This window comes from Pseudomonas sp. G5001, from assembly GCF_013385475.1.
In the GTDB taxonomy this organism is placed as follows: domain Bacteria; phylum Pseudomonadota; class Gammaproteobacteria; order Pseudomonadales; family Pseudomonadaceae; genus Aquipseudomonas.
Genome location: NZ_JACAPZ010000031.1, coordinates 13705 through 38507 on the forward strand (window position 1 = coordinate 13705; position 24803 = coordinate 38507).

Here is a 24803-nt window from a genome sequence, read left to right on the forward strand (position 1 = left end):
TCAGCGCCCCGGCTCGTCGTTCCACAGGTACTTGTGCAGCTGCAGTTGCAGACGCACCGGAAGGTTGTCTGCAACGACCCAGTCGGCCAGGTCGCGAGCATTCAGGTCATGATGGCTGGGGGAAAACAGCACTTCGCCGGCGCGGCGGTCCAGGCCATACTGGATCAGCTTGGAGGTCGCCCAGTCGTAGTCTTCACGGGAACAGATGACGAACTTGACCTGGTCGTTGGCCGTCAGCAGCTCAATGTTCTCGTAGCGGTTGCGGTGCACTTCCTTGGAGCCTGGGGTCTTGAGGTCGACGACTCGGCTGACCCGAGGGTCGACTGCAGAGATATCGAGGGCGCCGCTGGTTTCCAGGGACACCTCGTAGCCGGCATCGCACAACTGCCTGAGCAAGGGAATGGCATTGGGCTGTGCCAGTGGCTCGCCACCCGTGACGCAGACATAACGCGGCCGGTAACCGGCCACCTGCTCAAGGATGTCTTCAAGGGTGCGCACGGTGCCGCCGCTGAAGGCGTAGGCGCTGTCGCAGTACTGGCAACGCAGCGGGCAACCGGTGAGGCGCACAAATACAGTGGGCAGCCCGGCAGTGCGCGTTTCACCCTGCAAGGAGTAAAAAACTTCGGTGATACGTAATGTGTCTTGCATAGTCGCCACGGGCGTAACAGCTAAACAGGCTGTCCGCCTCCGTCAGGCACTTCAAGGAATTGCGCCAACGCGTAAACCCCAGGAAGCGTGTTTCATAAAAGGGCGTGGATTCTAACGAAAAAACCCGCGCAGGGCGCGGGTTTCTTCTGAACGGGTTGCGACGCTTACATGCGTTGCAGATCCCGCTGAGCCAACTGGGCCGCAGAGGTACCCGGATACTGGGCCACCACCTGCTGCAGAATGCCTTTGACCTTGTCGGTATGACCCAGGCGGCGTTCTACGTCAGCCAGTTTGTACAGCGAATCCGGCACCTTGGCGTGCTTGGGGTACAGCTGGCTGACCTTGGCAAATGCCTGGCCTGCGCCCTGCAGATCACCCTTGGCCAGGTTCACCTCACCCAACCAGTACTGGGCGTTGCCCGCGTACTGGCTGTTCGGGTATTTGCGCAGGAATGCGGTAAAAGCCTGGCTGGCCTTATCGAAATCCTTGGCTTTGATCAGGTCGAAGGCTGCATCGTAATACAGCTTTTCCTTCGCCGGATCACCCGGTTCGCTGCTGGCGGCAGGGGCTTGGCTCGCAGCCGCGGCCCCTGCTGCTGCACCACCGGCGGCGCTTGCGGCGCCACCGGCAGAAGAATTATCAGGAGTGGCGGCTGGTGTAACGCCGGCTCCAATGCGTCGATCAAGATCCTGGTAACGCTCCAGGCCTTCTTGCTTCAGCTGGTTCACTTGATTCTGCAGAACCTCAATCGTGCCTTGTTGCTGCGACAATTGATCCTGCATGCGTTGCAGCTGGTTGAACAGTTCGCCCTGTGCCGAAGGCGCGGCAGTTGCCGCGCCCCCGGCATAGGCGCCGTTCGTGCCATAACCCGCTGGCGGATAACTGCTCCCGCTATTGTTATAGCCAGAGTTGCTATCTTCCACAGGAACCGCAGCCCACACCGCAAGCGGTGCCAGGCTGAGAGCCAATACAGTTAGAGCACGACGGCACGTTCGCATGACGAATTACTTACGCAGTTCGACGCGACGGTTTTGAGCCCAGGACTGCTCGTCGTGGCCAGTAGCAACTGGACGCTCTTTACCGTAGGAAACCAGTTCCAGTTGGCCTGGAGCAACACCTTGCAGAACCAGGTAGCGCTGAACGGCTTTCGCACGACGCTCGCCCAGTGCCATGTTGTACTCACGAGTACCACGTTCGTCGGTGTTACCTTCCAGAACAACGCGAGCGCCGTTAGCTTTCAGGTCCTTCGCGTGAACGTCCAGAGCGCGCATGGCTTCTGGTTTCAGGTCCGAACTGTCGTATTCGAAGTAGAAAGTGGTGATAGCGCGCAGAGCAGCTTCTTCGCTCAGGGAGCCGTCAACTGCACCAGTGTTAGCGCCGTAACCAGCGTTTGGATCAACAGCTGCGCCTTCACCGGCATTGTCGCCGCCTTTAGACGAGCAACCAACGGCTACGGACAGAGCCAGAGCCAGAGCAGCAAACTTACCAAACTTCAGCATTTCCATCGTGAAACTCCTAATGAACCCCAGTGTGTTAAGTACTTCTTTTTGTAGCGCCGCGTCAGTTCAGGTAAGGGGACCAGGACGGTTCTCTGACTTCGCCTTGAGCGGTAGGAAGCGGGAGCCTTACGCGTCCATTAATGGACACGAGCATCAAGACTCCCCGGCCCTGCTGGCGGGTGGCGTAGATTACCATGGTGCCGTTGGGCGCAACAGTAGCTGACTCATCAAGGTTGGTATCTGTAAGGATTTTTACGGTTCCACGCTGCAAATCCTGGGCCGCAACCCGGAAATTAGTGAAACCATCCTGACGGTGAATCATCACCAACGTCTTTTCATCAGCCGAAAGCTTCGGTGCAGCGTTGTAGTTACCAATAAAGGTCACTCGTTCGGCGCCGCCGCCGTTGACGCTGGTTTTGTAGACTTGCGGCTTGCCGCCACGGTCGGAGGTGAAGTAGATGGTCGAGCCATCCTTGCCCCAGAACGGTTCGGTGTTGATGCCCGGGCCGCTGGTAACACGGCTCAGTTGGCGCGAAGCCATGTTCATCACGTAGATGTCCGGGTTGCCATCCTTGGACAATACGAATGCCAGGCGTGAACCGTCCGGCGACCAGGCTGGCGCGCCATTCAGGCCTTCGAAGTTGGTGATCTGCTCACGGCGACCGGTATCGATGTGCTGGACGAAGATCCGTGGACGCTTCTGTTCAAAGGACACGTAGGCGATACGCTTGCCATCTGGCGCGAAACGCGGCGACAGGATCGGCTCACGGGATTGCAGCAACGTCACTGCACGCGCGCCGTCATAGTCGGAACGCTGCAAAGTGTAACGAGTGTTGTCTACCGAAAAACGCTCGGCCGTTACATAGAGCAAGCGCGTGGAGAAGGCACCCTTGATCCCGGTCAGTTTTTCAAACGACTGGTCGGAGATGTAGTGCGCCATGTCCCGCAGCTGATCCGTGGTGCCCGACACGCTGCCGGTCAGCACTTGCTGCTCGGTCGCGACGTTGAACAGGGTGTACTGGATCTGCAGGCGACCGCCGGCGGGCGTGATGCTGCCCACCATCAGGTACTGGGCGTTCAGCGCTTTCCAGTCACGGAAGATGACTTCGCTGGCCTGGGTCGGCTGGCTGATCATGTTGCCTTTGTCGATCGGTGCGTAGTAGCCGGAGTTGCGCAGGTCATCGCTGATGATCTGCGACATGTCGTCCGGCAGCACGCTGCCGCCCTGCCAGCCAAACGGCACAACGGCGATCGGGGTGGCCCGATCGCTACCGCTGGTGACCAGGATGTTCTTTTCATCCGCCGCCGCTATCCCTGCCATGCAGCAAATAACGACAAGCATTCCTCGAAGAAGGTTTCTCACAAGGCTAGATCCTCAGGTGTGAATGTCATCTTGAATGAACGGTAGGGAGCGAAGTCGCTTGGTTTCATTCCCTGCATCTCGGTCAACCGGCCAATGTTCTTGACCGCTGCTACCGCCGAACTGTCGAACGAACCGTCGCCACTGGACTTGGCCACGCTGACCGAAGTCACCGTACCGTCCGGCAACATGCCGATCTGCAGCACTACTGTCATGCCTTTACGTGCCGAAGGAGGACGGGTCCACCCTTCCGCTGCCCGTGAACGAATCAGGTCGTCGAAACTGCCCGCGACTTCATCACCACGTTCATCGGCCAAGGCTTGCTGGCGCTGCGGCGTGTCGGAAAGCAAATCGGCCAAGGCCTGGGCCTTTTTGTCTTCGGTCGATTTACGCGCTGCTTCCTGGGCCTTTTTCTTGGAGGCATCGGCAGCAGCTTTCTTCTTCGCATCGTCGGCGATCTTCTTCTTCGCCTCGTCAGCTTCAGCTTTCTTCTTGGCGTCGTCCGCGGCTTTCTTCTTCGCGTCTTCGACTATCTTTTTCTTCGCGTCTTCAGCGGCCTTTTTCTTGGCCTCTTCTTCGGCAGCCTTCTTGGCTTCTTCTTCAGATTTCTTCTTGGCTATATCAGCCAATTGTTTCTCTTCAGCCTTCTTGGCTTCGGCAGCTTTATCGGCTTTCTTGGCTTCATCAGCCTTTTGCGCCTCTGCAGCTTTCTTCGCCTCGTCAGCCTTTTTCGATTCCTCGGCCTTTTGAGCCGCCTCTTCTTTCTTTTGTTCCGCAGCAGCCTTCACCGCTTCCTGCTCGACCTTCTTCTGTTCCATCTGCTCGACTTCAGTCTGGCGCGCAGCCGACTTCTGGGCCTCACCCGCAATCTTCTGATTGGTCTGGGTGGTGGCCTGGCTTTTCGATTTCAGCTGATACAGGGTCGCCTGCACGATCGGCTTGGCTGGCGGCAGGTCCGGGGTCATGGCAAAGCTGACGAACAGCATGCCAAACACCAGGACGTGCAGGGCAATTGCCCAGACGCTAGGCCAGAAGTAGCTTTCCGAGGCGGACGGCTCTCGCTGTTGGTGCATCAGGGCGCCTCGGTAATCAAGCCAACATTACCGACCCCGGCCTTCTGCAGCCCGCCCATGGCGCCCATGACGGAGCCGTAGTCGACGACCTTGTCGCCGCGAATGAACACCTGGGTGTGCTTGCCACCTTCGTTGCCGGCGCGAATGATCTTGGTCACGGCATCAGTCATCTGCGGCAAGGTCATGGCCTTGTCCTGCTGTTTCTGAGTGTCAACTTCGCTGCCAAGGTTCCAGTAATAGGTCTTGTCAGCCTTGATCGAAATGGTCAGGACCTGGGTGTTGTTGTCCTGCGGCAAGGCTTCGCTGGAAACCTTGGGCAGATCAACCTTCACGCCCTGATTGAGCATCGGCGCGGTCACCATGAAGATAACCAGCAGCACCAGCATCACGTCGATGTAAGGCACCACGTTCATCTCGGCGACCGGCTTGCGCTTTTTGCGAGCTCGAGCGATTAAAGCCATTGGGAATTACCTGCTTATTCTTCGCTGGTGTGCACTTTACGGTGCAGGATCGCCTGGAATTCATCGGCGAAGGTGTAGTAACGGCTGATCAAGGTTTCGCCACGAGCGGCAAAACGGTTGTAGGCGATTACTGCGGGAATAGCTGCGAACAGGCCGATGGCGGTGGCGATCAGCGCTTCGGCGATACCCGGGGCCACGGTGGCCAGGGTCGCTTGCTGGGCCTGGGCCAGGCCGCGGAAGGAGTTCATGATCCCCCATACGGTACCGAACAGGCCGATATACGGGCTGACGGAACCTACGGTGGCGAGGAACGGCAGGCTTTGCTCAAGCTTTTCTTCTTCGCGGGAGATGGCGACGCGCATGGCACGGGCCACGCCTTCCATGACCGCTTCCGGGTCAACGCCTGGCTGCTGACGCAGACGGGAGAATTCCTTGAAGCCGGCGCGGAAGATCTGCTCGACGCCCGAATCCGGGTCCGGGTTGCTGCCCGCCTGGCGGTACAGCTTGGACAGGTCGATACCCGACCAGAAGCGCTCTTCGAAGCTCTCCAGGGCACGTCGACCAGCACGCAGCAGGTTGCTGCGCTGAAAAATCATGACCCAAGAGGTAACCGATGCGGCTACCAGGACCAGCATCACCAGTTGAACCACGACACTGGCATTGCTGACCAGGCTCCACATGGAGGAATGGTCGACGACGGTAGGTTCCACGCTAAATCTCCTGCTCTGAATGTTTACCCGCGCCGCTCACGCCGGCAAAGGCCGCGCGTAGAGTTTCGGGAATGGCCCGGGGTTTCAAACTATTGGTGCGAACACAGGCCACCAGGAACTGCCCCTCACAGAGCAGCGTTGCATCCGTAGCCCGCCTGACCTGCTGTTTAAAGCGCAGGCTGGCACGGTTCAATTCGGTTATTTCTGCGCTGACCAGCAGCTCGTCGTCCAGTCGCGCCGGCGCGTGGTAACGCGCCTCGCTGGAATGCACGACAAACAACAGGTCCTCCCCTGCCAGCTGGGATTGGGCAAAGCCCAGCTCCCGTAGCCGCTCGGTTCGAGCCCGCTCCATGAACTTTAGGTAATTGACGTAATAAACGATGCCGCCAGCATCGGTGTCCTCGTAATAAACGCGACAGCGATGTGCGAACGACTGATCCCCGTTTTGCGCGCGCATACTCTAGTGCTTACTCCTCAGGTTGCCAATCCGGCCAGGCAACTGTTTTTCATTCTGTGGCACATTTCTAACGAAAGAATGACGACGCCAGCCACTAGGACAGCACAAACTCCGAATAAATCGAATCGCCAAGCGTTTTTAATCGTCTACTGCATCGAGGAATTCGTCTACTACGGGCATCTCGCCCAATCGTGACGGAATGTTTAACCCAAAGTGCAGATACGCATGCCGGGTGACCACACGCCCCCTTGGCGTGCGCATGATGTAGCCCTGCTGAATCAGATACGGCTCCAGTACATCCTCAATCGTATGCCGCTCTTCGCTGATGGCGGCGGCGAGGCTGTCCACGCCCACCGGGCCGCCGTCGAACTTCTCGATCATGGTCAACAGCAGGCGCCGGTCCTGGTGATCAAAGCCATGCTCATCCACATCCAGCAGGTTCAGCGCCAGGTCTGCCACGGGCTTGGTGATATGCCCCTTGGCCCGCACTTCGGCAAAGTCGCGCACCCGGCGCAGCAGACGGTTGGCAATCCGCGGGGTACCACGGGCGCGGCGGGCGATTTCAAAGGCGCCTTCCGGGTCCAGGGGCAAGCCGAGGATGCTCGCCGAACGGCTGACGATGGTGGCCAGATCCGCCGTGCTATAGAACTCTAGACGTTGAACAATCCCGAAACGGTCTCGCAGCGGGTTGGTCAGCATGCCCGCACGAGTGGTCGCACCCACCAGCGTGAACGGTGGCAGGTCGAGCTTGATCGAGCGCGCCGCCGGGCCTTCACCGATCATGATGTCCAGCTGGAAGTCTTCCATGGCCGGGTACAGTACTTCCTCGACGATGGGCGAAAGCCGGTGGATCTCGTCGATAAACAGTACGTCGTGGGGCTCCAGGTTGGTCAGCAGCGCCGCCAGGTCGCCCGGGCGCTCCAGCACGGGGCCGGAGGTGGACTTGATCGACACGCCCATTTCCTGGGCGATGATGTTGGCCAGGGTGGTCTTGCCGAGCCCGGGCGGGCCGAAGATCAACGTGTGGTCCAGGGACTCGCTGCGCCCGCGCGCGGCCTGGATGAACAGCTCCATCTGCTCGCGCACGGTGGGCTGGCCGATGTATTCGGCAAGGCTCAGGGGGCGAATCGCCCGGTCCTGGATTTCTTCACGATCACGAGGCCCGGTGGCCGCGATCAGACGATCAGCTTCAATCACTTAAATCATTCCCTTCAGGGCGCGGCGGATCATGTCTTCGCTGCTCAGGTTCTTGTCCTTGATGGCTGACACGGCCTTGCTCGCCTCTTGCGGCTTGTAGCCCAGGGAGATCAGCGCGCTGACCGCATCGCTTTCAGCGCTGGCCACCGGCACACCCGGCGCATCAGGCTGGTTGGGCACCAGGGCAAACATGCTCGGCACAACCTCCCAGGCCTTGAAGCGGTCTTTGAGCTCCACCAGCAGGCGCTCGGCGGTTTTCTTGCCAACGCCCGGTACCTTGGTCAGCGCGGACGTGTCCTGGGCCGACACACAGCGCACCAATTCATCCACTTCCAGGCTCGACATCAGCGCCAGCGCCAGCTTCGGCCCCACGCCGTTGAGGCGGATCAGCTCACGGAAAAAATCCCGGTCACGCTTGCCAACGAACCCATAGAGCAATTGCGCGTCTTCGCGCACCACCAGGTGAGTGTGCAGGGTCAGCGGTTCACCGACCGACGGTAAGCGGTAGAGGGTGGTCATGGGCACTTCAAGCTCATAACCCAGCCCGTTTACATCCAGAATCAGGTGCGGTGGCTGTTTCTCAGCCAGGGTGCCGCGCAAGCGTCCAATCACGTTCGAATCCTTAAGAATCGGCTCAAATCAAGGCCTGGCCGGTAATAACGCGGGCATGCCGGCCGACAGCACAGGCCGTTCATGCACCCCACGCAGAATGAATGCGCTGATGCTATCAGAGACGCAGCCGGCCGCCACGACTGCGTGCGGTCCCCAAGCCATGGGGCATCAGGCTGGAACGGGTATGGGCATGGCAAATGGCAATGGCCAGGGCGTCGGAGGCATCGATTTGCGGTTTGGCGGTGAGTTTGAGCATGTGCATGACCATCATCATCACCTGCTCTTTATTGGCAGCACCGGTACCGACCACGGCTTGCTTGACCTGGGTCGCGGTGTATTCAGCGATCTCCATGCCCTCCTCGGCTCCGGCCACGATGGCCGCACCGCGGGCCTGGCCGAGCTTCAGGGCGGAGTCGGCGTTTTTCGCCATGAACACTTTTTCGATGCCCATGGTCACCGGCCCATAGGTCTGGATCACTTCACGCACGCCGCGATACACGATCTGCAAGCGCTCGGCCAACTCGCCGGCGCCGGTACGGATACAGCCCGACGCCACGTACACGCAGCCTCGCGGGGTCTGTTGGACCACGCCAAAGCCGGTGATTCGCGAACCGGGGTCGATACCTAGGATTAGAGTCATAACGCCTGCAGTTGGATAAAAAATTCTTGATATAGCCAAGATCAAAATGTGGGAGCGGGCTTGCTCGCGAAGGCGGTGTATCAGTCACCGTATTGACTGACTGACACGCCGCCTTCGCGAGCAAGCCCGCTCCCACATTAGATCTGCATCATCCTTCAGCCTAGCTGTTCAGCCACCGATTCCGGAATATCGGCATTGGAATAGACGTTCTGCACGTCATCCAGGTCTTCAAGCATGTCGAGCAACTTGAGTACCTTCTGCGCCCCGTCCAGGTCCAGCTCGGCGCTGGTGGTCGGCAGCATCACGATTTCCGCGTCGGTGCCTTTGAAACCAGCCGCTTCCAGGGCGTTACGCACCGAATAGAAGCCCGCGAACGAGGTGAACACGTCGATGGAACCGTCTTCGTTGGTCACCACGTCGTCGGCATCGGCCTCCATTGCCGCCTCAATCAGCGCATCTTCATCCACGCCAGGCGCGAAGGAAATCTGCCCCTTGCGCTCAAACAGGTAGGCCACCGAACCGTCAGTGCCGAGGTTGCCGCCACATTTGCTGAACGCATGGCGCACGGCAGCCGCGGTACGGTTGCGGTTGTCGGTCATGCACTCGACCATCACCGCCACGCCACCCGGGCCGTAGCCTTCGTAGCTCAACTCGACCATGTCGTCGGTATCGGCCGCACCGGCACCACGGGCCACGGCGCGGTCGATGATGTCGCGGCTCATGTTGGCGCCGAGGGCTTTGTCCAGGGCCAGGCGCAGGCGCGGGTTGGAACCCGGGTCACCGCCACCCTGGCGCGCGGCAACGGTCAGCTCGCGAATCCACTTGGTGAAGATCTTGCCTTTCTTGGCATCCTGACGCTCTTTGCGGTGCTTGATGTTCGCCCACTTGGAATGGCCAGCCATAACACAACTCCGAAATTCTGTAGAAACCTGTCGATCCCGCCCCAGGCGGGACTTCCCTCTTTAACGTGCAGCCCTTGTAACGCAAAGGCGCATCCGAAGATGCGCCCTTAGCTGACAATGTAAAACCTTATCGCGCTTTCACGCTGCGGCCTTACTCAGCCTTTGGTGTCTCGCGCAGACGGATATGCAGCTCGCGCAGTGCCTTGGCATCCACCACACCCGGCGCTTGCGTCATGACGTCGGCAGCACTTTGGGTTTTCGGGAAGGCAATCACTTCACGGATCGACTGGGCACCGGTCATCAGCATCACCAGACGGTCCAGGCCGAAGGCCAGGCCGCCATGGGGTGGCGCGCCGTATTTCAGGGCGTCGAGCAGGAAGCCGAACTTCTCTTGCTGCTCATCTTCGTTGATGCCCAGCAGGCGGAAGACCGATTGCTGCATTTCCTTGCGGTGGATACGGATCGAACCGCCACCCAGCTCGGTGCCGTTGAGCACCATGTCGTAGGCACGGGACAGAGCGCCAGCCGGGTTGGCTTCCAGCTCTTGCGGCGTGCACTTCGGCGCGGTGAACGGGTGGTGCAGTGCGCTGAAGCTGCCGTCGTCGTTTTCTTCGAACATCGGGAAGTCGACAACCCACATCGGCGCCCACTGGCAGGTCAGCAGGTTCAGGTCGTTGCCGACCTTGATCCGCAGTGCACCCAGCGCTTCGCTGACGATCTTCGACTTGTCGGCACCGAAGAACACGATGTCGCCGTCAACCGCGCCAACACGATCCAGGATCACATTGAGGTTGGCTTCAGGGATGTTCTTGACGATTGGCGACTGCAGGCCTTCGACGCCCTTGGCGCGCTCGTTGACCTTGATGTACGCCAGGCCCTTGGCACCGTAGATGCCGACGAACTTGGTGTAGTCGTCGATCTGCTTACGCGGCATGCTCGCAGCGCCAGGCACGCGCAGTGCGGCGATACGGCATTTCGGGTCGTTGGCCGGGCCGCTGAACACCTTGAAGTCGACATCTTTCAGTTGGTCTTCAACGTCAACCAGTTCCAGCGGGTTACGCAGGTCTGGCTTGTCGGAACCGTAACGACGCATGGCTTCTTCGAAGGTCATGTGCGGGAATTCGCCGAACTCCAGGTTCAGCACTTCCTTGAACAGGTTGCGGATCATCTGCTCGGTGATGCCCATGATCTCTTTTTCATCGAGGAAACTGGTCTCGATGTCGATCTGGGTGAATTCCGGCTGGCGGTCGGCCCGCAGGTCTTCGTCACGGAAGCACTTGGCGATCTGGTAGTAACGGTCGAAGCCGGCGACCATCAGCAGTTGCTTGAACAGCTGTGGCGATTGCGGCAAGGCGAAGAAGGAACCGGCGTGGGTACGGCTCGGCACCAGGTAGTCGCGGGCGCCTTCCGGGGTAGCACGGGTCAGGATCGGCGTCTCGACGTCGAGGAAGCCGTTCTCGTCGAGGAAGCGACGGATGCTGGTGGTCATGCGCGAACGCAGGCGCAGCTTCTCGGCCATTTCCGGGCGACGCAGGTCCAGGAAGCGATAACGCAGGCGGGTTTCTTCGCCAACGTCAGAGAACTCGTTCAGCGGGAACGGCGGAGTTTCCGACTCGTTCAGCACTTCCAGTTCGTAACCCAGCACTTCGATCATGCCCGACGCCATGTTGGCGTTGGTGGCACCGGCCGGACGCAGGCGAACCTTGCCGGTGATCTTCACGACGTACTCGCTGCGCACGCGATCGGCGGCGGCGAAGCTCTCGGCGCGGTCCGGATCGAACACCACCTGGGCCAGACCATCACGATCACGGATATCGAGGAAGATCACCCCGCCGTGGTCGCGGCGACGGTGAACCCATCCGCAAAGGGTGATTTCCTGACCTTCCAGGGTCTCGTTCAGTTGGCCGCAATAGTGGCTGCGCATCATGATAGTGGTTTCGCTTCTCGTAATTCGAAATTCGGTGGAGGCCCGCCTCATCACCGTACAGCTAAGTCAGGTGACGGATAATGCAGGAGCCTGCGCGTAGAGTTCAACTCAGTCTGCTTTGTCGCCGCCGGCCAGATTCTTCTTCGAACCGGTCTTGAAGTCGGTCTCGTACCAACCGTTGCCACTCAGGCGAAAGCCCGGCATGGACAACATCTTCTTGAGCTCCGGTGCCTGGCAGGCAGGGCAATCGACCAGCGGCGCTGCGCTGATCTTTTGAATGGCTTCCAACTGATGACCACAGGAAGCGCATTGATAGTCGTACATGGGCATGGAGATGTCTCGGCGATCAGATCATTACTGCGCCACGCCCTGCCCTGGCTCTATCCTGTGGGAAAGTCCCGGCATGCGCAGCAAAGCCCGGGATTATATCTGGTAAATCGAGGCTGTGCAGCCGTAGCGGCGCGCTGCTCTTTATATAGATGACTGCAGCAGGCTTCTGCCGGGCGCCCGACCCGGGGCAATCCCGGGACGGGCGCCCGGCACAAGGTTCATGCAGGGTCCGGCTGGACACTGGGCGCGACAAGCCGCCCTTTCAATACATGCACCACGCAAACCACCCTGACCAGACCGCTGAAGTTCTTTACACCGCCATAACGCAAGTGCACTTCCCGGTCTACGTAAGACAGCAGCGCACTGACCGAACACGTATTGATCCTGGCGATCTCCGCGAGGATATTCCAATACACCTCTTCGAGCCGCAAACACGTCGAAAAACCATTAAGCCGAACCGATCGGGACAATGGCCTGGCCAAGTTCATATCGAACCCCTTGGCAAAGGGATCTACCTTTATCTTGTGCAATCCGCACGTTTCCATAACTCCATTACCTGCTCCGCGTGACATACACTTGACACTCCATTGCCTGACGGCCACTCATGTTCTCGTTGGCCGTTGAGCTATAAAACATCAAGACGACAAGTGCAGCCAGAAGACAGGGAGCCGATCACCGTAGGACAAGCCAACGCGCGTATCAGGAAGCTCGCGGAATCACGGAAATCGCCGGGAAGCAGGCATGCGAGGGGCGTCAGCTCGACGCCCGCCCGCCACCGGTGTTACTTGTTTTCGAGCAGGGAACGCAACATCCATGCGGTCTTTTCATGCACTTGCATACGCTGGGTCAGCAAGTCCGCCGTCGGTTCATCACTGACTTTATCCAACAACGGGAAGATACCCCGGGCTGTGCGAGTCACCGCTTCCTGGCCTTCGACCAGTTGCTTGATCATGTCTTCAGCGCTCGGCACACCTTCTTCTTCCTTGATCGAAGAAAGTCGCGCATACACCGAGTAGGCACCCGGTGCGGGAAAGCCCAGGGCACGAATACGCTCTGCGATTGAATCCACCGCCAGCGCCAGTTCGTTGTACTGCTCTTCAAACATCAAGTGCAGTGTACGAAACATGGGCCCCGTTACGTTCCAATGGAAGTTGTGGGTCTTCAGGTAAAGTACATAGGTATCGGAAAGCAGTCGCGAAAGTCCATCAACGATTGATTTACGGTCTTCTTCACTGATACCAATATCGATTGCCATGTGTTTCCCCTTCAATTGATAAAAATTCATTGATCAGGTGCAGGACCACTCTAGCAAGAGTGCCGGCCGTGCGCAGCCTGGCTGACCCTTTCGAGGTGCGGCAAATCGCCCCTTGCAGAGCGGGCTTGCCCGACAGGCAAGGCTTCAACAGCTACCGGAAAAATTACCCGGCGCCTGCGAAAAAGCCTGCACCTGTCTAGGACAAGTGTTTGACGCAGAAATGCCGTGCCCCTTGTAACAGCCTGAAATGCTTGATTTGAGTAGGCACAGGCTTTGCTGTTAAATAGGCAGCGTGTCGCCGCCGATATTTTTCGCGGCAAGCGGCATAGGCTGATACCCGTGCACGTGCCCAACGCCTCCCATTGTTCAGAAGCGAACCGTGCCCGTCAGCTCTTCCTTGTGATCCGTCTTAACGTGAGTTAATCAAAATGTTGAAAATCGTCCACCTGCTAACGGGCGCTGCAGCTTTGCTGCTGTCCTTTATCCCCAGCCTGCGATCAGAGACCCTGCCTTACCTGCAGCAACCTGACGCTCTCTACCTGACCTTCTTTGGTCTTCTTAACCTGACACTGGCTCCAGTCATTCCATACTGGAACAAAGGCCCGCGTCATCAACTGCAAAACCTGGTCAGCGCCCTGCTGGTCCTGGCTGTTGTCGTGCAAACCCTCACCCTGCTGGCGCCTATGCCTGAAGTGGGTGGCCACCCGGCCGTCCTGCTCAGCCTGGCAATCGCACTGGTCGCCATCGTTCTTCATCTGGCTATCAGTTTTTACCGCTCCTCCCCGGCCGCTGCGTCGCAAAGCTACGACATGACCAACCGGGATACCGGGACCGTCAAGTGGTTCAACACCTCCAAGGGCTTCGGCTTTATTTCCCGGGATTCGGGCGACGATATCTTCGTCCACTTCCGGGCGATTCGCGGCGAAGGCCATCGCGTACTGGTGGAAGGCCAGCGCGTGGAGTTCTCCGTCATGAACCGTGACAAGGGGCTGCAAGCTGAAGATGTGATCGCCGCATTGCCGCGTCGCTGATTCCAGCACCCCGAAAAAAAGAAACCGCGATGCAGCCTGGCTGCATCGCGGTTTCTTTATGCCCGGGGGTTCAACCCCTGCCTTATTAATAATGAGGCGGCGGCGCCTCTTCCTCGGACGACTCGAACTGGCCGCCCATTTCTTCCTGGCGCTTGAGCAACGCAGTCATCTGCAACTGCAGGCGTTCCACGGCACGCTGCTGGGTGACCAGGATGTCATTCAGGGTCTCGATGGTGTCGTCCTGAAAGGCCAGGCGGCTTTCCAGGTCGGTCACACGGGCTTGAAGATCCATGGCTCAAGCCTCCAGGAACGTGAAGTCGGCCGGCAGGATCTCGCGCAGGCGCGCACGAATTGCCACCACTTGCTCGTCACTGTAGGGCCTCGCCGGGTGCTTGCCCCAGACCGGCGTAGGCCAGGCCGCGTCGTCGCGCTTGCGTACGATCACATGCACGTGCAGCTGGCTGACCACATTACCCAAGGCACCGATATTCATTTTGTCGGCGCCGAACCCTTCGTTCAGCCACTGTGCCAGCGCCGTGCTTTCCTGCCACACCCGCTGCTGGTCGGCGACATCCAGTTGAAACACTTCGCTGATACCGTCGATGCGCGGCACCAGGATGAACCAGGGGTAATTCGAGTCATTGGAAAGCAGCAGCCGACACAGGGGGAAATCCCCGATAGGCAAGGTGTCTTGTTGAAGGCGTGGATCTAAGGCGAACACAGCAGTCACTCCCGTTCGGCGGGTCAGGTTTCAGGCGCCCAGCATACCTGCGAATGCCGGTCGCTTCACGGCGAATGCGCGTGGCCGAATACGCGCCCAAACAGGACGCCACGAAAAAAAGCGCACCATTTCGAGACAGGCCAATATTTCAGCTACGCTAAATGACCAATGTATCCAATTCTGGTCAAAGTCGGGACGCAGAACATGCTTCAAGACCTTGAGCCAGACGGCTTTCAAAAGGCCAAGGGTGAACGGGAGCAGAAACGCAGTCAGTGAAGCACTGCACCAAAATGACCCATTTGTGCTTCAAAGGGATCCGCCAACTACCCACCGAACGGGGTGAACCGGTAACGTTTTGCTCTGGTACAGGTTTTATGCGCCACCAAACCGGAGTACGGCAGGCGCGTCAAGGCCAAACCAAACGGCGTAAAAAGCCCGTGCTTATGCGGTTTTTACAGGCCGTTGACACTTTTCACGAAAAAATCACATTCGGTTACGGGTTTGTGCACGCTTGTTGCATTCACACCCATATCGTCGACAACGGCACCGGCGGGAAGCAGGTGTTTCGCGACGGAAAATAACAGCGGTTCAATGCCTGACAGGGATGAGTTGAAACTTTCAGGGGTGACTTTTCCACCCCGCTTCCAAGGTTTTTAAACAGCATTGAAGTTGTCAGTCCGGTTACAAGTGGACTGTGAATTTGCGACATGGAGCTAGCAATTTACGACAGGCCCGTAAAGAAGCTGAAAGGATAGATGTGCAAGTATCGTCAATAATGTCTGCGTGATATAACTTTGCGCCGACACAAAAAAGAAAGAGCCGCCCAGACAAAAATATAGGTGGGACGGCAGTACTCTTCCTAAAACCAAAGGAGCAAATCACGATGCGCGTGATGAAGTGGAGCATGATCGCCCTGGCTGTTTCAGCAGGCACCTCGCAGTTCGCAATGGCGTCCTCCCAGGACGATTCAAAGGGCTTTGTTGAAGACAGCACTTTCAGCATCAACACTCGCCTCCTGAACTTTAGCCGCGACTTCCGTAACAATGACACCGGCAAGAGCCGCGTCGACGAAACCGGTCTGGGCTTCAACGGCCTGTACCAGTCGGGCTTCACCCAAGGCACCATCGGTGTGGGTGTCGACGTCATCGGTCTGTTGGGCGTCAAACTGGACAGCGGCAAGGGTCGTTCCGGCACTGGCCTGTTTCCAACTGGCTCCGACGGTCGCGCTCAGGATGATTACTCCAAGGGCGGCGGCGCAGTTAAGTTCCGTATCTCCGATACGGTCCTGAAAATCGGCGACCAGTACACCACCGCGCCTGTATTCGCTTCCGATGACAGCCGTCTGCTGCCTGAATTGCCACAGGGTATCTCGCTGACCAGCAACGAGATCAAAGGCCTGAAACTTGAAGGCGGTCACTTCACTTCGAGCGTGGCACAAGCCCAGACCTACCGCGACAGCCTGGGCCTGACAAAAACCGACTTCATCGGTGGTGTCTACGCCCTGACTCCAGAAGTCAGCGCCAGCCTCTACTACGCGAAGACCGAAGACTACTGGAAAAAAACCTACGCCAACCTGAACTGGACCCATGCGCTCAGCAATGAGCAGTCCCTGGCGGTCGACTTCAACATCTACAGCACCAAAAGTGATGGCGCTGGCCTGCAACGGGCTGAGAAAGACGGCACCACCAAACTGGACAACCGTGCCTACAGCTTGCAAGGCGCGTACACCATCCAGGCTCACACCTTTACCCTGGCCTACCAGAAGGTCAGCGGTGACGGTGACTACGGCTACGGCGTAGACGGCGGCGGCACGATCTTCCTTGCCAACTCCATCGCTCGTTCCGACTTCAACGCTGAAGACGAGAAGTCGTTCCAGGCTCGCTACGACCTGAACATGGCGACTTTCGGCGTACCAGGCCTGAGCTTCATGACTCGCTACGTCAAAGGTACCGGCGCCAACACCGCCGACACCTCGAACGGCAAAGAGTGGGAACGTGACATCGAAGCCAAGTACGTGATCCAGAGCGGCCCGGCAAAAGACCTGAGCCTGCGCGTGCGTCAAGCCACTTATCGCTCCAGCGATGGTGTGTACTACGGTTCGGCGTCCATCGACGAACTGCGTCTGATCGCGCAATACCCGCTGAACATCTTGTAATTGGCAGTTTGATTACAACGATGACTTAGGGTTTCGGCCCTAACTAAAAAGCCGCTCACTTGTTCGCAAGTGAGCGGCTTTTTTATTGCAACTTGATCTCAACAACCACATAACTAGCAAGCTAACTATCTAGTTTGATCCTACACATCAAACCTGACACATCCGACAAGTTTGATCCGCAAGTCATAGCATTACTTCGTAGCGCTTTCCTGCATTACTCGAATAACCCGCTGGGGAAACGGAATATCGATTCCCGCGCCTTTCAAACGATCACGTGCCAGTTCATTGAACATGAACATCACATCCCAATAATCCGAGGTCTTGGTCCAGACTCGCAGGGACACAGTGATTGAACTGTCGCCCAGGGTCGAAACCACGGCTGCCGGCGCAGGATCAGCCAGTACCCGTGGGTCCTTGGCCAGTTCCAACAGCACTTCGCGCGCTTTCTGCAGGTCGGCTTCGTAATCGACACCCACATCAAATACCACTTTACGGGTCGGCTGACGGTTGGTGTTGGTGATGAGGCCGTTGGACAGGCTGCCGTTCGGGATGATCACCGTCTTGTTGTCGCCGGTGCGCAACACGGTGTGAAAGATCTGGATGCTGTCGACGGTACCGGAAGTGCCCTGGGCTTCGATCCAGTCACCAATGCGGAACGGGCGGAACAACAGAATCAGCACGCCGCCGGCAAAGTTCGCCAGGCTGCCTTGCAAGGCCAGGCCGATGGCCAGGGTAGCGGCACCGATCGCGGCAACGAACGACGTAGTTGCCACGCCGATCATCGAGGCCACGTTGACCACCAGCATGACTTTGAGCGCAATGTTCGCAAGGCTGGTAATGAAGTGTTGCAGCGCCAGGTCCGCATTACGCAGTGCCAGCAAACGCCCCACTCGGTGGGTCAAGACGTTGATCAGCCACCAACCGATGGCCAGGGTGACCACCGCCAGCAAAAATCGGCTGCCGTATTCCATGATCATCGGTAACCATGACTCCGAGCTCTTGATCAGGTGATCCACTTCAGCGTTCAAGTCCATCTACATTCTCCTGTTTACCGGATGCTCGGCCTATTGGTTGGCCCTAAATACAATTGAGCCCCGTAGGGCTCAATGGTGGGCGCAGGTTCTGGGGCGTGGGACGTCAAAAACGCCCACAGGTTCCCCAAAGTGCTATCAGTCGCGGAAGTTATTGAACTGCAGCGGCATGTCGAAGGTCTTGGCGCGCAGGGCAGCAATGGCCTCTTGCAAGTCGTCACGCTTCTTACCGGTGATACGTACCTGCTCGCCCTGGATGGAGGCCTGGACCTTGAGCTTGGCGTCCTTGACGTGAGCGACGATTTTCTTCGCCAGCTCCTTGTCGATGCCTTCCTTGAGCACGGCTTCCTGCTTCATCAGCTTGCCGGACGCATAGGCATCCTTGATTTCGAGGCATTGCGCGTCGATCTTGCGCTTGACCAGAGACAGCTTGAGGATCTCAATCATCGCTTCCAGCTGGAAGTCGGCTTCCGCGGTCAGGTTGACGGTCAGCTCTTTTTCCTTGAACTCGAAGCTGCCCTTGCCCTTCAAGTCATAGCGGCGATCCAGCTCCTTGACGGCGTTCTCGACGGCGTTGGTGACTTCATGTTTGTCCAGTTCGGATACCACGTCGAACGACGGCATGTAATTTCTCCAATAAAAAAGGGGCGCGGCTCAGTAGAGATGGAGCACGCCCGGGCTAAAATGCCCGGGCATTATAGCGGTTCTTTCGCCTCGTTCACTGCGGGCAGCCTTACGGAGTAAAAACTGATGTCGACCACCTGGCACGTCCTCGGCGCCGGCAGCCTCGGAACACTGTGGGCCGCCCGCCTGGCCCGCGCCGGTCTGCCCGTTCGCCTGATCCTGCGGGATCCCGGGCGGTTGGCGAGTTATCAGACGGCCAATGGCCTGACCCTGGTCGAGCAAGGCGTGGCCCACACCTACCCGGTCGTCGGCGAAACCTCCGACAGCCCTGGGCCAATTCATCGCCTGCTGGTGGCATGCAAGGCCTACGACGCCCAGGAAGCCGTCGCACAGCTGGAACATCGACTGGTGCCGGACGCCGAACTGATCCTGTTGCAAAACGGGCTGGGCAGCCAGGACGCAGTCGCCGCCCAACTGCCCCAGGCACGCTGCATCTTCGCCTCCAGCACCGAAGGCGCGTTTCGCGAGAGTGACTGGCGAGTAGTGTTTGCCGGCCATGGCTACACCTGGCTGGGGGATGCTCGGCACCCTACTCCGCCGCTGTGGCTGGATGACCTGCAAGCCGCCGGCATTCCCCATGAGTGGAGCACCGACATCCTCACCCGCCTGTGGCGCAAACTGGCCCTGAACTGCGCCATCAACCCGCTGACCGTGCTTTACCAATGTCGCAATGGCGAGCTGCAAGACCATCAGTGCGAAGTGGCCACCCTGTGCGCCGAACTCGCCGACCTGCTGGAATGCTGCGGCCAACCCGCTGCCGCAGAAGATTTGCACAGCGAAGTGGAACGGGTAATCCAGGCCACGGCGGCCAATTACTCCTCGATGTACCAGGACGTGGCCAGTGCCCGACGCACCGAAATCAGCTATTTGCTGGGCTATGCCTGCCAGGCGGCCGCCCGCCACCAACTGAGCTTGCCGCACCTGCAACAACTCCAGGCGCGCCTGGTACGGCAACTGTCTGCACGCGGATTGCCCAGCGACTGAAGCACGCGCTACCCTGCCTGCTTGTTCCTTTGCAGCGAAAACCTTGATGCCACTGCGCCAGCGTCTCGAAAATCTACCGGTTGGGCAGAAACTGCTGGCGGCCCTGCTGGTTTTGTTGACCACCGTCTTGCTGGTGGCCAACCTGACCTTTATCAGCGCCGCTTACTGGATCTCCCAGGAAAGCATGGCGCCCCAGGCCTTGCAGGCCATCGGTCGGCTGGTGTCCAACCCCTCGCTCGCCGCCGAGTCCCTGGACTCACCGCTCAAGGCGCAAACCCTGCTGGATGAACTGACCAGCTACTCGCCATTGCGGGCCGCGGCCTTATACGACGGAGATGGCACGCGCCTGGCCCAGCTGCAACATGCCAATCGCCTGCACCTGCCAGATAATTTCCGGGACATTGAAACCTGGCGTACCACCGAATTTCGCAGCAACCAGGTGATCACCCTGCCCCGTGCCGGCAAACCGTCCGGGCACTTGCTGCTGGTGGCCAGCAGCGAACTGCCGGTGGCTTTCTATACCGGGACCTTCACCGCCAGCCTGGGTATCCTGATCTTCAGCGTGCTGCTGTGGCTGGTGATCGCCCGGCAGATCAAGCGCCTGATTACCCGGCCGATCCACGAACTGGAAGAATTGTCGCGCCAGGTCACCCGGGAAGAGAACTACGCCCTGCGCGCCGGGCGCGGCAATCATGATGAAATCGGCAGCCTCGCCGAAGCTTTCAACACCATGCTTTCGCGCATTGAAGCCCGTGAGCAGCAACTCAAGCGCGCGCGAGACGATTCCCAGGCCGCCTACGATCAAGCCCAGGGCCTGGCGGAAGAAACCCGCCACACCAACCGCAAGCTGGAACTGGAAGTCCAGGTGCGCAGCAAGATCGAGAAAAAGCTCACCGGCTTCCAGAACTACCTCAACAGCATCATCGACTCGATGCCCTCGGCGCTGATCGCCCTCGACGAACAACTCTACGTCACCCAGTGGAACCAGGAAGCCAGCGCACTTTCCGGGACCCGCCTGGACGAGGCACTGAACCAGCCGATCTTCCTCGCCTTCCAGCCGCTCAAGCCGTTCCTGCCGCAGATCAAGGCCACGGTCGAGCAACACACCGTAGAGCGGATCGAGCGCGTTACCTGGGTCAAGGATGACGAACCCAAGCACTACGCCCTGACCTTCTACCCGCTGATGGGCGGTGCCGGGCGCGGCGTGGTGATCCGGATCGACGACATCACCCAGCGCTTGTCCCTGGAAGAAATGATGGTGCAGTCAGAGAAAATGCTCTCGGTCGGTGGCCTGGCCGCCGGCATGGCGCACGAAATCAACAACCCGCTGGGAGCGATCCTGCATAACGTGCAGAACATTCGCCGCCGGTTGTCCAACGAACTGCCGAAAAACCTCGAGCACGCCGAACAGGCGGGCATCGACCTGGACTCGGTCAACCGCTACCTGCAAAGCCGCGAAGTGCCACAGTTGCTCGACGGCATCCAGCAGGCTGGCGCCCGGGCGGCGAAAATCGTCACTCATATGCTCAGCTTCAGCCGCCGCAGCAACCGGCAGATGGCGCCGTGCGACTTGCCGGCCTTGATCGACCAGGCCGTGGAAATTGCCGGCAACGACTTCGACCTCACCGTCGGCTTCGACTTCAAGGGCCAGGCGATCATCCGCCAGTTCGACCCGCAACTGGGCCCGGTCCCCGGCACCGCCAACGAACTGGAGCAAGTACTGCTCAACCTGCTGAAAAACGCCGCCCAGGCGATTCACCAGCGCGAAGACGGCAGCGAGCCCGGCCGGATCATCCTGCGCACCCGGCTCAACCCGCCGTGGGCAGAAATCCAGGTGGAAGACAACGGCATCGGCATGAGCGAGAACGTGCGCAAACGCACGTTTGAGCCGTTCTTCACCACCAAGGAAATCGGCCAGGGCACCGGGCTTGGGTTGTCGGTTTCGTATTTCATCATCACCAACAATCACAAGGGGCAGATGGAAGTGCATTCGACCCTTGGCCAGGGTACCTGCTTCACCTTGCGCCTGCCCCTGGCGGGCAGCCAATTGCCACCCAACGAACTCACTCAACTGGAGCGCTAACCATGGGCTTTCGCCTGTCGAAAATTTACACCCGTACCGGCGACAAGGGCGAAACCGGCCTGGGCGACGGCCGCCGCGTGCCCAAGGACCATCCACGGGTGGAGGCGATTGGCGAGGTGGATGCGCTGAACAGCCAGTTGGGTTTGTTGCTGGCGGGATTGGAGGAACAAAGCGGGCAGCATCCAGCGTTGAAGGATGTGATCGAGGTGCTGACACCTTGCCAGCATCGTCTGTTTGACCTGGGCGGCGAATTGGCGATGCCGGTGTACAAGGCGCTGAACGCGGCGGAAGTCGACCGCCTTGAGGCGGCGATCGATCGCTGGAATGAAGAGGTCGGGCCGCTGGAGAACTTCATTCTGCCGGGTGGTTCGGCGTTGATTGCCCAGGCCCATGTATGCCGAAGCCTGGCTCGCAGTGCGGAGCGCCGGTGTCAGCACCTGAATGCAGAGGAACCGCTGGAAGGCGTCGGGTTGGCGTACATCAACCGGCTGTCGGACTTGCTCTTTGTGGCAGCCAGGGTGATTGCCAAGCGCCAGGGCGTTGCAGAGATCTTGTGGCAGGCGGCGGCAAAGCCGCACTGACGCTTACTGACCGATTGCAACCTGTGGCGAGGGAGCTTGCTCCCGCTGGAGTGCGCAGCGCTCCCAATATTTTGGGTCTGCTACGCAGCCCAACGGGAGCAAGCTCCCTCGCCACAACAGCTCCCTTGGCCACTCGCCAGGGTTATGCCTAAACCTCAGGCCAGAACGCCCGAATCCCCGCCACACCTTGAGCACCAGCCTCCCAGGCCTTTTCCCGCTCAGCAGGACCCACCCCACCGAGCAAGAACACCGGTTTGCTGAACCCACTGATCAACTGCTGCGCCTGCTCCCAGCCCAACGGCTCGGCATCAGGATGAGTCAGGGTCGGCTGCACCGGCGACAAGGTGACGAAATCCACGTCCATCAACTCCGCCAAGGCTAATTCCTCAGCATTGTGGCAAGACGCCGCCAACCAGCGATCCTTCGGCAAAGGACGTCCCTTGCTGGCGTACTTGCGCAGTTGCGCCGAGGTCATATGCCAGCCGGCCGCGGGAAAATCCCCCAGCCATTCAAACGGCCCCTTGAGCATCAGTTGCGCCTTGCCCGCACACAGGCCCACGGCATCCACCGCCAGGTCACGGTACTTGGGGTCGTAACCGTTGGGGGCACGCAGCTGAACCAGCTTGATGCCACCAGCGATGGCTTTTTGAATACCGCGCAGCAGGACGGGTGTCTCCAGCTCGCCCGGAGTGATCAAGTAGTCAGCCGGTAAACGCGCCGCCGCAACGATCGGCGCATTGGCTGCCGGAAACTCATAGTTCGGCAGGTCCCGCTGGGCCACCCACTCAAGGGGTTGGCCTTCGGCACCGTGGGGCTCGCCGGTAAAGGCCGAGACTTCCCAGACATCCAGCAACACCTGTTTGTCCGGGTAATCATGCTGCACCTTGATCAACGGGCGAGCCGCCGTGACCTGGATGCCCAGCTCCTCCTGCAATTCACGGGACAGCGCGGTAGCGACCGACTCATCGGCCTCCACCTTGCCACCGGGAAACTCCCAGAGGCCGCCCTGATGCTGCGTATCGGCGCGGCGCGCCAGCAGAATCCTGCCGTCGACACCCCGGATGACCGCTGCTGCTACATGAACTCGTTTCACCGCACTATTTCCTCTGAATCGGTTTGAAGACCTGCCTGGTATCAGGTGCGGTATTCCGCGTTGATCTTCACGTACTCGTGGGACAGGTCGGTGGTCCAGATGGTTTCGCTGCACTCACCGCGACCCAATTCGATACGGATGGTGATTTCTTCCTGCTGCATCACCGCCGACCCCTGGGCTTCGGTGTACGTCTCGGCCCGGGCGCCACGGCTGGCGATGCACACTTCGCCGAGGAACACGTCGATCTTGCTCACGTCCAGGTTCGGCACGCCGGCACGGCCCACAGCGGCCAGGATACGGCCCCAGTTCGGATCGGAGGCAAACAGTGCGGTCTTGATCAGCGGCGAGTGAGCCACGGTGTAACCGACATCCAGGCATTCCTGGTGGTTACCGCCGCCGTTGACTTCAACCGTCACAAACTTGGTGGCGCCTTCGCCGTCGCGCACGATGGCCTGGGCCACGTCCATGCACACTTCGAACACGGCCTGCTTCAACGCTGCGAAATACGCGCCGTTGGACGAGGTGATTTCCGGCAGGTCAGCCTGGCCGGTGGCGATCAACATGCAGCAATCGTTGGTCGAGGTGTCGCCGTCGATGGTGATGCGGTTGAAGGACTTGTTGGCGCCGTCGAGCATCAGGTTTTGCAGCACGTCACGGGAGACTTTGGCGTCGGTGGCGATATAGCCCAGCATGGTCGCCATGTTCGGGCGAATCATGCCGGCGCCTTTGCTGATGCCCGTGACGGTAACGGTCACGCCTTCGTGCACAAACTGACGGCTGGCGCCTTTTGGCAGAGTATCGGTGGTCATGATCCCGGTAGCCGCAGCCGCCCAGTTATCCACCGACAGGTCATCCAGCGCTGCTTGCAACGCGCCTTCGATTTTCTCTACCGGCAGCGGCTCACCGATCACACCGGTGGAGTACGGCAGCACCTGGCTGGCGTCTACGCCGGTCAGCTCCGCCAGCTTGGCGCAGGTGCGGGCAGCGGCGGCCAGGCCAGGCTCGCCGGTCCCGGCGTTGGCATTGCCGGTGTTGGTCAACAGGTAACGCACCGGGCCTTCGACACGCTGCTTGGCCAGAATCACGGGCGCGGCGCAAAACGCGTTCAGGGTGAACACACCCGCGACGGTCGAGCCTTCGGCACAGCGCATCACCACCACATCCTTGCGCCCCGGGCGCTTGATGCCCGCCGAAGCGATACCGAGTTCAAAACCGGCAACCGGGTGCAACGTGGGCAAAGGACCAAGACCAACAGCCATGAATGCGCTCCTAAAAATATTGGGTGTGTACCCCGTCGCTATCGACGGTAACGAAATGGCAAAACGCCGCGACGGCTGATGCCGGTCGCGGCGCGGGGGTGTTGCAGCGT

27 protein-coding genes are annotated in these 24803 nt (G+C 59.3%); 5 read left to right on the top strand and 22 right to left on the bottom strand.

Annotated features, from left to right (window positions below; translation table 11 throughout):
* The 16 genes from queE to HX805_RS23950 all read right to left on the bottom strand — a co-directional run bounded on the left by queE (position 1) and on the right by HX805_RS23950 (position 13071).
* Complete coding sequence (gene queE / locus HX805_RS23875) at positions 1–648, bottom strand: 7-carboxy-7-deazaguanine synthase QueE (RefSeq protein WP_087692898.1); 648 nt, start codon at positions 646–648, stop codon at positions 1–3.
* Positions 649–812: 164 nt separating this feature from the next.
* A complete protein-coding gene (gene ybgF / locus HX805_RS23880) occupies positions 813–1646 on the bottom strand; it encodes a tol-pal system protein YbgF (protein ID WP_023659229.1) in 834 nt (277 codons plus the stop codon).
* Positions 1647–1652: 6 nt separating this feature from the next.
* A complete protein-coding gene (gene pal, locus HX805_RS23885) occupies positions 1653–2153 on the bottom strand; it encodes a peptidoglycan-associated lipoprotein Pal (protein WP_003209827.1) in 501 nt (166 codons plus the stop codon).
* Between the two features lie 55 nt (positions 2154–2208).
* Positions 2209–3489 carry a Tol-Pal system beta propeller repeat protein TolB gene (tolB, locus tag HX805_RS23890; RefSeq protein WP_032868196.1) on the bottom strand — a complete coding sequence of 427 codons (1281 nt, stop codon included), beginning with the start codon at positions 3487–3489 and terminating at the stop codon, positions 2209–2211.
* A gap of 17 nt (positions 3490–3506) precedes the next feature.
* A complete protein-coding gene (gene tolA / locus HX805_RS23895) occupies positions 3507–4580 on the bottom strand; it encodes a cell envelope integrity protein TolA (protein WP_003209823.1) in 1074 nt (357 codons plus the stop codon).
* On the bottom strand, positions 4580–5032 hold the full coding sequence (gene tolR / locus HX805_RS23900) for a protein TolR (protein WP_161635741.1): 453 nt from the start codon (positions 5030–5032) through the stop codon (positions 4580–4582). The genes tolA and tolR overlap by 1 nt, the downstream gene beginning before the upstream one ends.
* Positions 5033–5055: 23 nt before the next feature.
* Positions 5056–5751 carry a protein TolQ gene (gene tolQ, locus HX805_RS23905; protein WP_003209819.1) on the bottom strand — a complete coding sequence of 232 codons (696 nt, stop codon included), beginning with the start codon at positions 5749–5751 and terminating at the stop codon, positions 5056–5058.
* A gap of 1 nt (position 5752) precedes the next feature.
* Complete coding sequence (gene ybgC, locus HX805_RS23910; protein WP_008432379.1) at positions 5753–6208, bottom strand: tol-pal system-associated acyl-CoA thioesterase; 456 nt, start codon at positions 6206–6208, stop codon at positions 5753–5755.
* 138 nt (positions 6209–6346) lie between these two features.
* Complete coding sequence (gene ruvB, locus HX805_RS23915; RefSeq protein ID WP_003209815.1) at positions 6347–7405, bottom strand: Holliday junction branch migration DNA helicase RuvB; 1059 nt, start codon at positions 7403–7405, stop codon at positions 6347–6349.
* The gene (gene ruvA, locus HX805_RS23920; RefSeq protein ID WP_003209814.1) at positions 7406–8017 is read right to left on the bottom strand and encodes a Holliday junction branch migration protein RuvA; all 612 of its coding nucleotides are present in this window, start codon (positions 8015–8017) and stop codon (positions 7406–7408) included.
* Between the two features lie 115 nt (positions 8018–8132).
* A complete protein-coding gene (gene ruvC, locus HX805_RS23925; RefSeq protein ID WP_003209812.1) occupies positions 8133–8657 on the bottom strand; it encodes a crossover junction endodeoxyribonuclease RuvC in 525 nt (174 codons plus the stop codon).
* Positions 8658–8812: 155 nt separating this feature from the next.
* On the bottom strand, positions 8813–9559 hold the full coding sequence (locus HX805_RS23930) for a YebC/PmpR family DNA-binding transcriptional regulator (RefSeq protein ID WP_177081660.1): 747 nt from the start codon (positions 9557–9559) through the stop codon (positions 8813–8815).
* Positions 9560–9710: 151 nt separating this feature from the next.
* The gene (gene aspS / locus HX805_RS23935; RefSeq protein ID WP_003209808.1) at positions 9711–11486 is read right to left on the bottom strand and encodes an aspartate--tRNA ligase; all 1776 of its coding nucleotides are present in this window, start codon (positions 11484–11486) and stop codon (positions 9711–9713) included.
* 108 nt (positions 11487–11594) lie between these two features.
* Positions 11595–11816: an FmdB family zinc ribbon protein gene (locus HX805_RS23940; RefSeq protein WP_003209804.1), complete on the bottom strand. Its 222-nt coding sequence runs from the start codon at positions 11814–11816 to the stop codon at positions 11595–11597.
* A 218-nt stretch (positions 11817–12034) separates the two neighbouring features.
* Positions 12035–12388, bottom strand: a complete 354-nt coding sequence (locus HX805_RS23945) for a ribbon-helix-helix domain-containing protein (RefSeq protein WP_043225921.1) — start codon at positions 12386–12388, stop codon at positions 12035–12037.
* A gap of 209 nt (positions 12389–12597) precedes the next feature.
* Complete coding sequence (locus tag HX805_RS23950) at positions 12598–13071, bottom strand: Dps family protein (protein ID WP_003209800.1); 474 nt, start codon at positions 13069–13071, stop codon at positions 12598–12600.
* A 428-nt stretch (positions 13072–13499) separates the two neighbouring features.
* Between HX805_RS23950 and HX805_RS32525 the strand changes: the two genes are divergently transcribed.
* Positions 13500–14102 carry a cold-shock protein gene (locus tag HX805_RS32525; protein ID WP_003209798.1) on the top strand — a complete coding sequence of 201 codons (603 nt, stop codon included), beginning with the start codon at positions 13500–13502 and terminating at the stop codon, positions 14100–14102.
* Between the two features lie 85 nt (positions 14103–14187).
* On the opposite strand, the gene HX805_RS23960 is transcribed toward HX805_RS32525, so the two are convergent.
* Both HX805_RS23960 and HX805_RS23965 read right to left on the bottom strand, forming a co-directional pair.
* Positions 14188–14394 carry a SlyX family protein gene (locus tag HX805_RS23960; protein WP_003209796.1) on the bottom strand — a complete coding sequence of 69 codons (207 nt, stop codon included), beginning with the start codon at positions 14392–14394 and terminating at the stop codon, positions 14188–14190.
* A 3-nt stretch (positions 14395–14397) separates the two neighbouring features.
* Entirely contained in the window at positions 14398–14823 is a 426-nt protein-coding gene (locus tag HX805_RS23965) for an HIT domain-containing protein (protein WP_177081661.1), read from the bottom strand.
* Positions 14824–15706: 883 nt separating this feature from the next.
* Here HX805_RS23965 and HX805_RS23970 point away from each other — a divergent pair.
* Positions 15707–16978, top strand: coding sequence for an OprD family porin (locus tag HX805_RS23970; RefSeq protein WP_003209790.1), 1272 nt, complete (start codon positions 15707–15709; stop codon positions 16976–16978).
* A 191-nt stretch (positions 16979–17169) separates the two neighbouring features.
* On the opposite strand, the gene HX805_RS23975 is transcribed toward HX805_RS23970, so the two are convergent.
* Positions 17170–18012, bottom strand: coding sequence for a mechanosensitive ion channel family protein (locus tag HX805_RS23975; RefSeq protein WP_177009703.1), 843 nt, complete (start codon positions 18010–18012; stop codon positions 17170–17172).
* 135 nt (positions 18013–18147) lie between these two features.
* Positions 18148–18633 (bottom strand): YajQ family cyclic di-GMP-binding protein, encoded by a 486-nt coding sequence (locus tag HX805_RS23980; RefSeq protein WP_017475669.1) that lies wholly within the window; start codon positions 18631–18633, stop codon positions 18148–18150.
* A gap of 126 nt (positions 18634–18759) precedes the next feature.
* Between HX805_RS23980 and HX805_RS23985 the strand changes: the two genes are divergently transcribed.
* The 3 genes from HX805_RS23985 to HX805_RS23995 are packed head-to-tail and all read left to right on the top strand — an operon-like array spanning position 18760 to position 22341.
* Complete coding sequence (locus tag HX805_RS23985; RefSeq protein ID WP_177067572.1) at positions 18760–19677, top strand: putative 2-dehydropantoate 2-reductase; 918 nt, start codon at positions 18760–18762, stop codon at positions 19675–19677.
* Between the two features lie 46 nt (positions 19678–19723).
* Positions 19724–21760 (top strand): ATP-binding protein, encoded by a 2037-nt coding sequence (locus HX805_RS23990; RefSeq protein ID WP_003209782.1) that lies wholly within the window; start codon positions 19724–19726, stop codon positions 21758–21760.
* Between the two features lie 2 nt (positions 21761–21762).
* Positions 21763–22341: a cob(I)yrinic acid a,c-diamide adenosyltransferase gene (locus tag HX805_RS23995; protein WP_008432363.1), complete on the top strand. Its 579-nt coding sequence runs from the start codon at positions 21763–21765 to the stop codon at positions 22339–22341.
* A 148-nt stretch (positions 22342–22489) separates the two neighbouring features.
* Here HX805_RS23995 and HX805_RS24000 read toward each other — a convergent pair whose 3' ends face one another.
* The gene (locus HX805_RS24000; RefSeq protein WP_003209779.1) at positions 22490–23434 is read right to left on the bottom strand and encodes a Nudix family hydrolase; all 945 of its coding nucleotides are present in this window, start codon (positions 23432–23434) and stop codon (positions 22490–22492) included.
* 41 nt (positions 23435–23475) lie between these two features.
* Positions 23476–24693 carry a bifunctional glutamate N-acetyltransferase/amino-acid acetyltransferase ArgJ gene (argJ, locus tag HX805_RS24005; RefSeq protein WP_003209777.1) on the bottom strand — a complete coding sequence of 406 codons (1218 nt, stop codon included), beginning with the start codon at positions 24691–24693 and terminating at the stop codon, positions 23476–23478.
* Positions 24694–24803: the final 110 nt, after the last annotated feature.